General features: G+C 52.4%; 15 protein-coding genes and 1 riboswitch. Of the genes, 12 read left to right on the top strand and 3 right to left on the bottom strand.

Going from position 1 to position 13,394, the window contains the following annotated elements; genetic code table 11:
• Nucleotides 1-115: 115 nt before the first annotated feature.
• Entirely contained in the window at nt 116-736 is a 621-nt protein-coding gene (gene lexA / locus ACZ439_RS00560; protein WP_054797376.1) for a transcriptional repressor LexA, read from the bottom strand.
• Nucleotides 737-882: 146 nt separating this feature from the next.
• On the opposite strand from lexA, the gene ACZ439_RS00555 reads away from it, so the two are divergent.
• The 5 genes from ACZ439_RS00555 (at nt 883) to ACZ439_RS00535 (ending at nt 4,040) form a co-directional block, all read left to right on the top strand.
• Nucleotides 883-1,242: a LysM peptidoglycan-binding domain-containing protein gene (locus ACZ439_RS00555; RefSeq protein ID WP_155613952.1), complete on the top strand. Its 360-nt coding sequence runs from the start codon at nt 883-885 to the stop codon at nt 1,240-1,242.
• A 168-nt stretch (nt 1,243-1,410) separates the two neighbouring features.
• Nucleotides 1,411-1,605: a DUF896 domain-containing protein gene (locus ACZ439_RS00550; RefSeq protein WP_054797378.1), complete on the top strand. Its 195-nt coding sequence runs from the start codon at nt 1,411-1,413 to the stop codon at nt 1,603-1,605.
• Between the two features lie 15 nt (nt 1,606-1,620).
• Nucleotides 1,621-2,610, top strand: a complete 990-nt coding sequence (locus tag ACZ439_RS00545) for an aldo/keto reductase (RefSeq protein ID WP_464620476.1) — start codon at nt 1,621-1,623, stop codon at nt 2,608-2,610.
• 24 nt (nt 2,611-2,634) lie between these two features.
• Entirely contained in the window at nt 2,635-3,144 is a 510-nt protein-coding gene (locus ACZ439_RS00540) for a hypothetical protein (RefSeq protein ID WP_127610170.1), read from the top strand.
• A gap of 95 nt (nt 3,145-3,239) precedes the next feature.
• Nucleotides 3,240-4,040, top strand: coding sequence for an HAD family hydrolase (locus ACZ439_RS00535; protein ID WP_054797379.1), 801 nt, complete (start codon nt 3,240-3,242; stop codon nt 4,038-4,040).
• A gap of 152 nt (nt 4,041-4,192) precedes the next feature.
• On the opposite strand, the gene ACZ439_RS00530 is transcribed toward ACZ439_RS00535, so the two are convergent.
• Nucleotides 4,193-4,735, bottom strand: coding sequence for a 1,2-dihydroxy-3-keto-5-methylthiopentene dioxygenase (locus ACZ439_RS00530; RefSeq protein ID WP_054797380.1), 543 nt, complete (start codon nt 4,733-4,735; stop codon nt 4,193-4,195).
• A gap of 285 nt (nt 4,736-5,020) precedes the next feature.
• Between ACZ439_RS00530 and metH the strand changes: the two genes are divergently transcribed.
• Both metH and rnz read left to right on the top strand, forming a co-directional pair.
• Nucleotides 5,021-8,455, top strand: coding sequence for a methionine synthase (gene metH / locus ACZ439_RS00525; RefSeq protein WP_464620475.1), 3,435 nt, complete (start codon nt 5,021-5,023; stop codon nt 8,453-8,455).
• Between the two features lie 86 nt (nt 8,456-8,541).
• Entirely contained in the window at nt 8,542-9,483 is a 942-nt protein-coding gene (gene rnz / locus ACZ439_RS00520; RefSeq protein WP_054797381.1) for a ribonuclease Z, read from the top strand.
• Between the two features lie 45 nt (nt 9,484-9,528).
• Here rnz and tlp read toward each other — a convergent pair whose 3' ends face one another.
• Complete coding sequence (gene tlp, locus ACZ439_RS00515; RefSeq protein ID WP_054797382.1) at nt 9,529-9,759, bottom strand: small acid-soluble spore protein Tlp; 231 nt, start codon at nt 9,757-9,759, stop codon at nt 9,529-9,531.
• Nucleotides 9,760-9,887: 128 nt separating this feature from the next.
• Between tlp and ACZ439_RS00510 the strand changes: the two genes are divergently transcribed.
• The 5 genes from ACZ439_RS00510 to ACZ439_RS00490 all read left to right on the top strand — a co-directional run bounded on the left by ACZ439_RS00510 (nt 9,888) and on the right by ACZ439_RS00490 (nt 13,211).
• Complete coding sequence (locus ACZ439_RS00510) at nt 9,888-10,256, top strand: CidA/LrgA family protein (protein WP_054797383.1); 369 nt, start codon at nt 9,888-9,890, stop codon at nt 10,254-10,256.
• Complete coding sequence (locus tag ACZ439_RS00505; RefSeq protein WP_127610160.1) at nt 10,243-10,935, top strand: LrgB family protein; 693 nt, start codon at nt 10,243-10,245, stop codon at nt 10,933-10,935. Before ACZ439_RS00510 ends, ACZ439_RS00505 begins: the two co-directional genes overlap by 14 nt.
• 156 nt (nt 10,936-11,091) lie before the next feature.
• Nucleotides 11,092-11,862 (top strand): GNAT family N-acetyltransferase, encoded by a 771-nt coding sequence (locus tag ACZ439_RS00500; protein WP_141336266.1) that lies wholly within the window; start codon nt 11,092-11,094, stop codon nt 11,860-11,862.
• A gap of 30 nt (nt 11,863-11,892) precedes the next feature.
• The gene (locus ACZ439_RS00495) at nt 11,893-12,837 is read left to right on the top strand and encodes a lysophospholipid acyltransferase family protein (RefSeq protein ID WP_464620474.1); all 945 of its coding nucleotides are present in this window, start codon (nt 11,893-11,895) and stop codon (nt 12,835-12,837) included.
• A 164-nt stretch (nt 12,838-13,001) separates the two neighbouring features.
• On the top strand, nt 13,002-13,211 hold the full coding sequence (locus ACZ439_RS00490; RefSeq protein WP_054797386.1) for a metal-dependent hydrolase: 210 nt from the start codon (nt 13,002-13,004) through the stop codon (nt 13,209-13,211).
• Between the two features lie 81 nt (nt 13,212-13,292).
• Nucleotides 13,293-13,374: riboswitch (cyclic di-GMP riboswitch) on the top strand.
• Nucleotides 13,375-13,394: the final 20 nt, after the last annotated feature.

The following is a 13,394-nucleotide window of genomic DNA, read 5'->3' as shown; positions in this document are numbered from 1 at the left end:
CGTTTCTTTAATTTAGCAAGACCTATAAGGACCTAGCGGTGATCTTCCGTGAGGTTTTTTTATCGAAAAAACCTCACGATCCGGCAGCAGCCGAGCTTCGAGAGGTTATGAGTTGTTAGTGGATGTCGCGGAATACGCCGATGACTTTGCCAAGAATAGAAACGTTTTTCAACCGAATAGGCTCCATGCTCGGGTTTTGCGGCTGTAACCGAATATGGTCTCTTTCTTTATAGAACGTTTTCACCGTCGCCTCGTCTTCCTCGGTCATAGCCACGACGATGTCGCCGTTGTTGGCGGTCTGCTGCTGGCGGACGATCACATAATCCCCGTGATGAATGCCTGCGTCAATCATACTTTCGCCGACGACGCTTAACATGAACACGCTCTGATCGCCGACAAAGTGGCTGGGGAGCGGAAAGTAATCTTCAATGTTCTCCGTTGCTGTAATCGGAACCCCCGCCGTAACCCGTCCGATTAACGGAACGCGGGCTACCGAAACGGAGAACGCGCCTTCTCCTGGTTCCCCGTCCAGAATCTCAATGGCTCTTGGCTTGGTCGGATCTCGGCGGATAAGGCCCTTCTTCTCGAGCCTTTCCAAGTGTCCATGTACGGTGGAACTCGACGCCAAACCTACCGCTTCGCCGATTTCACGTACGGAAGGCGGGTAACCTTTATCCTTAACTTCATTTTTAATAAAATTTAAAATGGCCTGTTGACGGGAGGAAATCTTGCTCATCGTATCACTCCAATATATAGAAACTATTAATTGGAAGTATAGCACAGAATAGCCGTTCGTACAAACATAAGTTCGAGAAAATGCATTGACTCAAACATGTGTTCGTGTTATTTTGATATAAGAACAAATGTTTGGGGGTCGTCATTATGATGCATATCATTAGCAGTCAAACTTCGGTAAACGTGCCGTCCATGAATAGAACAGATGCGGTCGGCAATCGCAAACGGCTAGGGCGTCTGGCTCTGACGGGTCTTGTGTTGGCCATGATCATCGGGATCAGCACGGTGATCACGGCATTACTTGGGAATTCGGACGCTTATGCAGCCGCCTCCTTGCCGGCCGAACAACATACCGTTATCGTCGAACGAGGAGATACCTTGTGGAGTATCGCCAATGAACATATAGCTAAGGGTGGCAACCCGAGAGAATACATCTATGAGCTCAAAAAAAAGAACGGATTGAAGGACGCTTCGATTCGTGCCGGTCAACAATTGTTGCTTCCGTAATACCGCTCGCCCTGACATTTCAGGCTCTTCCCGCCTGTCAATTCTCTTGACAATCGTTATCCATAATGTCAAAGTATAATTTGATAACGAACGCCATTTGTCTGGACATGCTTGTCAGGTTCCGACAGCTGGCGACAACCGGAACACGAGAAGACTGGGAGGATAGGCATGTTGGAATCGGAACATGATGTTACCGTGAAGCGAATCAATGAACTCGCTCGAAAAGCGAAATCCGAAGGATTGAGCGAAGCGGAGTTGAACGAACGTAACGAATTGCGTAAAAAGTACATTGATTCTTTCAAATCTTCCTTACGTACTCAACTCGATAACATCAAATTTGTTGATGAAGATGAGAAGAAGTAGGAGGAGGGTTTTGATATGCAATATCGGGCTTTGGGTAAGAGCGGTATTCTGGTATCGGAACTTTGCTTAGGAACAATGACCTTCGGTCATACGACCGATGAACGGGAGTCCGTAGAGATGATAAACCGTTTCCTGGATAAAGGAGGGAACTTCATCGATACGGCAAACGTCTATGCAGGCGGCAGATCGGAAGAGATTGTCGGTAAAGCGATTCGCGAACGAAGATCGGACGTAGTTCTGGCTACTAAAGTTCGAATGAAGACCGGACCCGGACCGAACCAAGTCGGTCTATCCCGCAAGCATATCATGGATGCCGTCGAAGACAGTTTGCGACGCTTAGGAACCGATTATATCGATTTGTACCAAGTTCACGTTTGGGATCAGGTCACACCGATTGAAGAGACGCTTCGTGCGCTGGACGATTTAGTTGCATCAGGGAAGGTTCGGTACATCGGATGCTCGAATTTCTTGGCGTACCAGTTAATGAAATCGTTAAATCTAAGTGACTTCAACCGCTACGCGCGGTTTATTTCCATTCAACCGCAGTACAGTCTCGTGTGCCGCTCCATGGACCGCGAAGTGCTCCCTCTTTGCTTGGAGGAGAACGTAGGAGTCATCCCTTGGGCACCGCTTGGCGGCGGATTTTTGACAGGGCGCTACGAGCGCGGAAACGAACCGACGGAAGGGCGCCTTTCTAACAAAAACGGCGAGAGTCGATGGGAGCTGCGAAATACCGATAAGAATTTCCGAATCCTGGATGAGGTTCTTGGCGCAGCGGCAGAGACCAATAAAACGCCGGCACAAGTGGCGCTCAATTGGCTCATCCATAAGCAAGGGATTACATCGCCGATATTCGGCGCTCGTACGCTTGAACAGTTTGAAGATAATATGGGAGCGGTCGGCTGGAAGCTTTCCGACTTCATGTGGAAGCGGCTGGATGATGTCAGCGCGCTGGAATCGGAATATCCTTACCGGTTTATTGAGAAGTTTCATAGGCAGATCTAATCGAGAGCATAAGGGGTCACGATAATGTCGCGTAAATGGGAACGCATGGTACGTAAAAATACGAAGATCATGAATAAAAAACACGGCCAAAGCAGTTCGTCTTCGATTTCCGTTCGGTCTTCGGACGGGGCGGTTACTTTTAAAGGCCGCAGCTGGTTATTGCCATTGGTGCTCGTCGCCATGAGCGTGTTCTGTTTTATTGCCCTTCGTCCGCAAGCAGGCCAAGACGAGTCTATGTATTGGGTAACGGGCTTCAGTTATCTTTTCTTGGCATTGCTTATGTATTGGGCGCGCAGACCGTTTCTGAGGATTGGTAAAACTTCGCTGGCCTCCCGTCGATTCGGCGGCGACCGGATCGTAGAAGCTTCCCAAATTAGCGAAATAACCGTGAGCAAAGATACGATCATGGTAACCTTGAAGCCGAAAGGCAAACGCTGGGTATTCACGAAATTTTTCCACCAAATGCCAATGGAAGCTATGATCGAGAAAATTTCCGACTTCGCCTCGAAAAACAATGTAAAGCTCATCAAATGAAGCCTGAACGAACGTCATGGGGTTGCTTGATCGGATTAAATATAAATGACTGGCAGTTAGGAACGATAATCGCAGTAGAAAGAGGAATTTAAACAATGACGATCAAAGCGGTGCTTTTCGATTTAGACGATACGTTGTTATGGGATGACCGAAGCGTGAAAGAGGCTTTTGAAGCAACTTGCGCGGAGGCTTCCAAACATTATGACCTGGACCCGGCGCAGCTGGAAGAAGCGGTACGCCGTGAAGCGCGGGCATTATACGAATCTTATGAAACGTTTCCTTTCACGAAGATGATCGGAATCAATCCGTTCGAAGGGCTCTGGGCGAATTTTACGGCAGGAGAGCAGGAGGAATTCCGCAAGCTGCAGGCGTTGGCGCCGTCATACCGCAAGGCGTCCTGGACCCGCGGCTTGAAGGCTCTCGGTATCGATGACGAGGCGCTCGGCAGCAAGCTGGCCGAACAGTTTCCCGCCGAACGACGCAGTCGTCCCATTGTGTACGAAGAAACGTTCGAAGTGTTGGATCAGTTGAAACAAAAGTACAAGCTGCTCCTGCTGACCAACGGTTCGCCGGATTTGCAGAAGGAGAAGCTGGCCGGGGTGCCGCAGCTTGCTCCCTACTTCGACCATATTGTGATCTCCGGTGAATTCGGCGAAGGGAAGCCGGCCGCTTCCATCTTCCACCACGCCATGCAGCTGCTGAACATAACGGCAGATGAAGGTGTCATGATCGGCGATAAATTGACGACGGATATTCTGGGCTCGAATACGGTGGGGATGCGCAACATGTGGATCAACCGCCATGGTGTAGAACGCAGCTCGGACATCGAACCCGTTTACGAAATTAAGAGCTTGCGGGATATGCAAGCGATTCTGGACTCCATATCATTCATCTAATGAACATAAGAAACCGACGGTCTGTCGATCCTGGCAGGCGTCGGTTTTTTGTTGCGGCGTTCCCGTCAAGCGAAAAAACGCCGTAGTCCGAAATGGATGCAGGATCCGTTCCGGACTACGGCGTTAAGACAGCTAAAGTTGGGGTTTTATCATTAGGCCTGTTGGAAAGTCGGGTCGGCGAAAGGATGCGCAATCCAGCCTTCGGTTTCGATGAAGAGGCGGACGGCTACAATTTGCCGGTTTTCCATCAGAGTAAAGAAGTGCGGCTTATGCTCCGGTACGGAGATGACGTCGCCGGCTTCGAGCTCAACGTCGAAATATCCGACATCGTCGGTGCCTTTGATAATGAAAATACCTTTGCCTGCCGTGATGGCGCGAACCTCATCCTCGGTATGTGTGTGCACTTGTTCGAACTTCTTCAATAGCTCGTCGAGATTCGACGTCGCATCGGACAAGGCGATGAGGTCCCAAGTCCGGTAGCCGCGACGGGCGGCCAGGTCGCGAATTTCTGCGTCGAAGGTGGATAAAATTTGACTCTTCTCTTCATCGGACAAAATAAATTTCTCCTGCAGCTCGGCCGGTAATTTGCCTGGATTCCAATGTTCATAAAGCACTTCTTGTTTCTCTAGAAAATTTCTGACGTTATCTTCGCCTTGGATGCGTTCGTTCGTATTGCGGATACGGATTTCAGCCATGGTTTATCCCTCTTTCACATGAAATGTGTACTCCTAATTTGTATTATAGTAGAAGGTGTACGTTCTGTCGATGTATAATGTATATAAATCCGATAGGATTCATTTAATAAAGACTCCATTTTTGTCGAAGTTTCTTTTCATCATATCATGTTTCTGTTACACTTAAGGATACATTGTTTAAGAGATTTAACGCTTCATACCGGATAGAATAAGGGGTCTACATGTTCGGACTGCCTACTTCATCGCATATACCGGCAGATCGGCAGGGTGAAAGGGGATTTTTCATTGATTAAACCTAGCTTACAAGAGCAGCTGCAAAAGAAAATTATGATTTTGGACGGCGCCATGGGCACGATGATCCAGCAAGAGGATTTGTCGGCGGACGATTTCGGAGGCGAAGAATTAGAAGGCTGCAACGAAATGCTAGTGCTGACTCGTCCAGACGTTATCCAGCGTATCCACGAGATGTACTTTGCCGCGGGCGCGGATATGGTCGAAACGAATACGTTCGGCGCCACGAGCGTTGTGCTTGCCGAATACGATATACAGGATCGCGCCCGGGAGATCAATCTTGCCGCCGCTAAACTGGCGATTGAGGCAGCTAACAAATACAGCACTCCCGAATGGCCGCGCTATGTGGTGGGGGCGATGGGGCCGACCACCAAGACGCTATCGGTTACGGGCGGTGTTACCTTCGATGAGCTGATCGAGAGCTATTACGAGCAAGCGCTGGCTTTAATCGAAGCCGGCGTGGATGCGCTGCTCCTCGAAACGTCGCAAGATACGCTGAACGTGAAAGCGGGCAGCATCGGGATCCGCAAAGCGTTCGAAGAGAGCGGACGCAAGCTGCCCTTGATGATATCCGGCACGATCGAACCGATGGGCACGACGCTTGCCGGTCAAAACATTGAATCGTTCTATGTGTCGCTCGAACATTTGGAGCCGATCTCCATCGGTCTGAACTGTGCAACAGGTCCTGAATTCATGCGGGATCATATTCGTACGCTCTCGGATATTGCCGGGACAGCCGTGAGCTGTTATCCGAACGCCGGCTTACCGGATGAGAACGGACAGTACCATGAGTCGCCGGAATCGCTGGCGAAGAAACTCGCCGGTTTTGCCGAGCAGGGCTGGCTTAATATTGCCGGCGGCTGCTGCGGAACGACGCCGGAGCACATTCGCGTCATGGCGGAGACGCTGCGCGCCTACAAGCCCCGGGAACAGAACGGTTCCCACCCGGCCGCAGTGTCCGGGATCGAAACGGTGTACTTGGAAGAGTCCAACCGGCCGATCATGGTGGGCGAACGGACCAACATCTCGGGTTCGCGTAAATTTAAACGGCTGATTAAAGAAGGGAAGTTCGAGGAAGGCTCGGAAATCGCGAGGAGTCAAGTAAAGAACGGCGCCCAGGTCATCGACATCAACCTGCAGGATACGGATATCGATGAAGCTTATGCGATGGAAAACTTCTTGAGCTATGTCGTCAAAAAAGTAAAGGCTCCGTTGATGATCGATTCCACCTATGATCATATAATTGAGCTGGGCCTTAAATATTCCCAGGGGAAGGCCATTATTAACTCCATTAACCTGGAAGACGGCGAATCCAAATTCAAGAGCATCGTTCCGCTCATTCACAAATACGGAGCGGCCGTCGTCATGATCCTGATCGATGAACGCGGACAAGCCGTTTCCCGTCAGGCAAAGATGGAAGTGGCCGACCGTGCGTACGATTTATTGACGAACAAATACGGGCTTAAGCCTCACGATATTATTTTTGACCCGAATATGTTCCCTATCGGCTCCGGTGACCCGCAATACATCGGCTCAGCCGTGGAGACGATTGAAGGCATTCGGATGATTAAAGAAAAGTACCCGGAATGTAAAACCATTCTCGGATTAAGCAATATTTCGTTCGGCTTGCCGGATGCCGGCCGCGAAGTATTGAACGCCGTCTATCTGTACCACTGTACGAAGGCCGGACTCGATTATGCGATCGTGAATACGGAGAAGCTGGAGCGGTACGCTTCTATTCCGGAAGAGGAACGCCGTCTGGCTGAAAATCTGATCTACAACACGAATGACGAGACGCTCGCCGAATTCGTCGCCCATTTCCGGACTAAGAAGGTAGAGAAAAAGGAGAAAATCTCCAACCTCTCGCTGGAGGAGCGGCTCGCGTCTTACGTGGTGGAAGGGACGAAGGACGGTCTCATCCCGGATCTCGAGGAAGCGCGGAAGAAATACGCTCCTTTGGAGATCATTAACGGTCCGTTAATGAGAGGGATGGAAGAAGTCGGCCGCCTCTTCAACAACAACGAGCTGATCGTTGCCGAGGTGCTGCAGAGCGCGGAAGTCATGAAAGCTTCTGTCGCGTTCCTCGAGCAGTTTATGGAGAAAGAGGAAAGCGCCGTGAAAGGGAAAATCATCCTGGCCACGGTGAAGGGCGATGTCCATGATATCGGGAAAAATCTCGTCGAGATTATTCTTTCCAATAACGGCTACAAAATCGTCAACCTCGGCATTAAGGTGCCGCCGGAACAGCTGATCGAAGCCTACCGCAAAGAGAAGCCGGATGCGATCGGCCTGTCCGGATTGCTTGTCAAATCCGCACAGCAGATGGTCATCACCGCACAGGACTTGAAGATGGCGGGCATCGACGTGCCGATTCTCGTCGGGGGCGCCGCGCTTACGCGCAAGTTCACGAAAACGCGTATTGCGCCGGAATACGACGGGATGGTGCTGTATGCAAAGGATGCGATGGACGGACTCGATATCGCCAACAAGCTGAGCGATCCGCAGCAGCGTCAGCAGCTCATCCGCGAGCTCCGCGAAAGCAAGGAGTCGGATGTGAAGGAATCCGGGCGGAAAGAAGACGCGATGCCTGCGCTGACCAGGGTCAAGACGTCCAACGTCGACCGTACCGTTCCTGTTCAAGTGCCGCCGGATCTGGAACGTCACGTGTTGCGGGATTTTCCGATCAGCCATCTGATCCCTTACGTGAATATGCAAATGCTGCTTGGGCACCACCTTGGCCTTAAGGGCAAGGTCGAACAACTGCTTGCCGAGAAAGATCCGAAAGCGGTCCAGCTGAAAGAGACGGTGGACGATATCCTCAGCGAAGCGCAAAGCCAAGGCATTATTCGCGCTCACGGGATGTACCGGTTCTTCCCGGCCCAATCCAGCGGCAATGACGTGCTTGTATACGATCCGGAAGATCCGACCAAAGTGCTGCAGACGTTCTCGTTCCCGCGCCAACAATCGGAGCCGTTCCTCTGCTTGGCCGATTATTTAAAACCGGTGGAGAGCGGCGAGATGGATTATGTCGGCTTCCTCGTCGTCACAGCCGGGCACGGCGTCAGCGATCTGGCTACCTTGTGGCGGGATAAAGGCGATTACTTGCGCTCCCACGCCTTGCAGGCGGCTGCGCTTGAGATCGCCGAAGGCTTCGCCGAGCGCGTGCATCAGCTGATGCGCGACAAGTGGGGCTTCCCGGATCCGGCGGAAATGACGATGCAGGAGCGTTTCGGCGCCAAATACCGCGGCCAGCGGTTCTCGTTCGGTTATCCGGCTTGTCCGAATCTCGACGATCAGCAGCAGCTGTTCGCGTTGTTGAATCCGGGCGATATCGGGGTGGAGTTGACCGAGGGCAGCATGATGGAACCGGAGGCGTCCGTATCCGCCATCGTATTTGCACACCCGCAAGCGCGTTATTTTAATGCTTAACCGAAAATGGGCATGCTAGAGGGTGGGGCGGACGCTCCACTCTTTCGTTTAAGAAAACCGTAAGGACATGAACGGAGACGATCAGGTTGGAGATTTATTTTCTCGGTACCGGCGCAGGTATGCCTTCGAAGGAACGAAACGTCACTTCGATCATGCTTAATTTGTTGGCGGAACGGAACGCGTATTGGATGTTCGATTGCGGAGAAGGGACGCAGCACCAAATCTTGCGGGCGCCGGTGAAAATCAGCAAATTGGAGAAGCTGTTCATCACTCATCTGCACGGCGACCATCTTTACGGCTTGCCGGGCCTGATGTCCAGCCGTTCGTATCAGGGCGGGGATACGCCCTTTACGATTTACGGGCCCAAAGGCGTGAAGGAATTTGTGGAAACGGCGCTGCGGATCAGCGACTCGCATGTCGGATACGAAACCCGGTTCGTGGAATTTACCGAGGGGGAGCAATCGGTCCTGTTCGAGGATGACGGATTTCAGGTCGAAACGGCTCCGCTCAAGCACCGCATCGCCAGCTTCGGCTTCCGGATTACGGAAAAACCGCAGGTAGGCAAGCTGCAGGTGGACAAGCTGAAAGAATACGGTATTGCATCCGGTCCGTTGTACGGGAAAATCAAACGGGGAGAGCCGGTGACGTTGCCGGATGGCCGTACTTTGGATGCGGAAGCGTTCGTCGGCCCTTCGATTCCCGGGCGTATCGTAACGATTCTAGGCGACACGCAGCCGTGCCCGAATGCGGTGAAGCTGGCGGAGCATGCGGACCTCCTTGTTCACGAAGCGACGTTCGCCGAGGCGAGGAAGGAAATGGCGATCCGTTACGATCACTCTACGGCGATGGACGCCGCGCGAACGGCACAGGAAGCTGGCGCGCGTACACTGGTTATCACGCATATCAGCTCGCGGTATCAAGCCGAGGCGTCCGAAGAGCTGCTTCGTGAAGCTCAATCTATACATGCGGACACTTATTTGGCGCACGATCATTTTCATATGGAAATTTTGAATCGGCTCCGCGGATGAAAGAAACCTCCGACCCGGAAACGGGAAGGAGGTTTTATCGGTAGGTTAAGACTGCTCATTTTGAAAAGCGGATTCATCCTTGATCTCGGAGCGGAACGATTCCAGGCTGTTGCGCCGGCGTTCGTTCTTACTTGCGACCTGCTGCTTCTCGTCGGGACTGATTTCATCGGCATGCTCTGCCAAGTATTCTTCCGACTCCTCCAGGTTCTCAATCGTGTTATTGATGTTGTTTTGTAAATGTTCCACGTTGTCTGCGCGATTGTCGGGTTTAGCCATAAGGGTGGACAGCTCCTTTGATCTTGTGGATTAGCGCTTTACGGCGCCCCCTTTATTGATGCCCTGTGGCAAGTTTTATATACCTCTTAATCGCTGCCCAATAGGCCGGAAAGGAAAGGTTCAAGCCCATGCTCGGTTTTGCCATTTTGCTATTCTTTTACTTGCTCGGCTCGCTTCTTCAAACCGTTTGCGATCTGCCGCTGCCTGCCAATGTGATCGGACTGGTCCTGTTTACAGTCGCGCTGTTCGCGAAATGGGTCAAGTTGGAATGGGTGGAGGACGCCAGTCAATTTCTCGTCCGCCATATGCTGCTGTTATTCGCGCCGATCGTTGTCGGGACGATGGCGTTCTTTCACGTCATAGGCGATCAAGCGTTCGTTATCCTTGCCAATCTGTTCCTCAGCACGTTCGGGGTTCTGCTGGTGACAGGCTGGACGGTCAAAGGCTTGAGCCGCTCCGATCGAAAGGAGGCGAACAAAACGAATGACGCTCGCTGACTTTACGGAACAACCCGTATTCGGCCTGACGCTTACGGTCGTAGCCTACGCGCTGGCTCTGCAAATTCACAAACGGTGGGGGGCGCTGCATCCGCTGCTTGTATGCTCCGTCCTCATCGTTGCCGTTCTGCTGCTGCTTCATGTCCCTTATGAATCCTACCGTCAAGGGGCGGATTTCATCGTATTTCTGCTGGGACCGGCTACCGTGGCGTTAGGGGTTCCTTTATATAAAAACGCGCGCAAAATCAAAAGCATGCTGCTCCCGATCGCCACAGGCATTACCGTCGGCTCGATCAGCGCTCTGCTGCTGTCCGCTGCCCTTGCTTGGGGACTCGGCGGCAGCCGCGAGTTGATCGTGACGATGATGCCGAAGTCGGTGACGTCGCCCGTCGCTCTGGAAATATCCAAGCAAGCGGGCGGGCTGCCTGAGCTGACGGCGGTGCTGACGGTGCTCACCGGATTAATCGGCAGCGTGCTCGGACCGTCCTTACTCAGGTGGGCCGGCGTTCGCGACGACATCTCGATCGGCACGGCGATGGGAACGGCCGCGCATGGGATCGGCACGGCGAGAATTATTCGCGATTCGGAGCTGGCCGGCAGTATCAGCGGATTTGCGATGGGGGCGGCTGCTATCTTGACAAGCGTATTGTTTATCCCCATTTATATATGGTTGAGTTAAAGTAACAGCGGAGTCGCATTAGATGCGGCTCCGTTATTTGTTATGGACAGCCTGACGAATCCTTACAAAAGCTTTACAACCGCCAAACGTCTTCTTAATAAACGTCTGCTAACCTAAGAGTGTAAGGCAACTTACCTGTAGAGAGGCGTGTTCTCGATGATCCCAACGGCTACTCAAACGTCATTAGATCCCTCCAGGCTGACCGTTAGACTGGCGGCAGGCGACGGCGAAGTGGAACAAGCATTGCGTCTTAGGTACCGGGTTTTCGTAGAAGAGGAAAAAAACATGCGGCTGCGCACGGATAGCGGTCTGGAACAAGATGCGTACGATGCCTATTGCGATCATTTGATCGTGAAGAACGTCGATACGGATGAGGTCGTCGGCACGTACAGGCTGCTGCCGGGCCAAAGGGCGGTCCGTCATATTGGCTTTTATTCGGAGACAGAGTTCGATCTGTCCGGGTTCCACACTTCCAAAAGCCAAACGCTCGAGCTCGGCCGCAGCTGCATCGATCCCGCTTATCGCGGCGGGCGGGCGATTCAGCTGTTGTGGGAAGGGATCGCCGATTATATGACGCTTAACGACTATCGCTATATGATCGGCTGTGCCAGCATGCATCTGACAACGATCGCCGACGTGAACGAAATGTATACGCTGCTGCGGCGAAAGCAAGTCATCACCGACCGATTCGGCGTCCGGCCGCTGGACTCCCATCGGATCGCCGGACTGCAGCTCATTGAGAGCGAGCTGAGCGATAAAGATATTTTCCGCAAGCTGCCGCCGCTGATGAAAGGTTATCAATGGCTGGGCGCCGAAATCGGCGGCGAGCCGGCTTACGATGCGTTGTTCGATACGGTAGACTTCTTCATCGTTCTGGAGAAGGACCGTGTGACGAAACGGTATCAAAAGCGGTTTATGTCTAGATAAACGTTTATATGCGGAGGAGGCGTCAACGGTTTGTATGAATGGATCGCGAAAGTCACCGGGGACGAACGAAAGTTACAACGTATCGCTCGATTCACAGGCCGGGTACCGCTCGGTATAATGGTTGCCGTTTGCCGCGCTGCGGCGCTGCTCTTGTATATGCTTGGCGGCGTCCGGCTGCGGCAGCGGATCCTGAGCAATATGCTTGAGCTGCTGCCCGATCGCAAGGTGCGGGATCTGAAGAGCGTTCGTTATCGTTATTATGAGAATGTCGTCTTTGCCCTCTACGAAATAGCGATTGAATCCTACCGTCTGCCGGCCGGCGGAACCGGACGTTTCCGGGTAGAAGGCGAAGCCTGCTTGGAAGAAGCGCTCCGCCTGGGCCGAGGTGCGATCGTGTATACGCCGCATTGCGGCAACTTTTTTTACTACTATTGGTATCTATGTCAGAAGTACGATTGCTTGACGGTTGCGACTGCAGGCAGCGAGGAGCTAAGACCGTTCTATTTAAAATTTCAAGCGCTTGGTTGTCCCGGGCTTGATTATGATCGAACGCCGTCATTGGAGCTGCTTCGTAAACTGAAGAAGCATCTTCATAACGGAGGCATCGTATTTTTGTTAGGCGATTTCTGGCGTCCGACATTCCCGCCCTCACGGTTTTTCGGCAAGCAGACCCGGACGCCGCAAGGCGCTTCGACGCTGGCCATCGAACAGCAGGCGCCGCTTGTTCCGTTCTACGGGCGGCGGGATCGCGGGTTTGTTCACCGGTTAACGTTTGAACCGGCGCTTCACTTATCCTCGTCTTTCAGCCGTTCCACCCGTTCCGAGGCGACCCGTTTGTTGAATCGGTTCATGGAACGCGTGATACGCGAACATCCGGCGCAATGGTTTTATTGGTTTAACGCTCAGGAACGGTGGGAGCAGGAATGCCGTACCGAAGCGGAACAAGACGCAGGGAAAGAAACGCATTCCGCCTAAACGGCAGGGGGTGTCCGAGATGGATACGGGTAGCCATCTGTTATTCGGGACGACGCTGACGGGCTTGGCCATGCTACATCCGGAGGTGTCCGCTGATCCGGTTTTGTTTCAAGCGATGCTGACGGCGACGATGGTCGGTTCGCAAGCGGCCGGATTTCGATACATTGGCGAGAGTTCGCGGTTACTCGACCTATATTCGGGTGCATCGCGGCGTAACGCATTCGCTGCCGGCGCTGTTCGTTTGGCCGCTAGTATTGGCGCTGCCGATCGCCTGGACGTTCGGGGTGTGGGCGCATGTCGGCCTGTTGCTGGCCTGGATATTTGCCGCGGTAGGTTTCTCGAATTATATTTGTCGAATTATGACGAAATTATAGGTTTTAAGGTCTATTTTTCATTGACGACTTCGTATGAATTGTGCTTAAATAATAGTAGATAGGGCATGATTTTCATATTATTTCTTCAGATGATGCGATGAACGGCTGTCTTCATGTGGGCGCTTGGACAGCTGTGAGCAACTAGCGCAACCGACCTGACTTTTTGAAGTCGGGTTGTTTTTG

The organism is Paenibacillus sp. JCM 9796 (assembly GCF_055379675.1).
The sequence above is the reverse complement of the archived record's forward strand: the minus strand, read 5'-3'. Positions and strand labels throughout refer to the sequence as shown.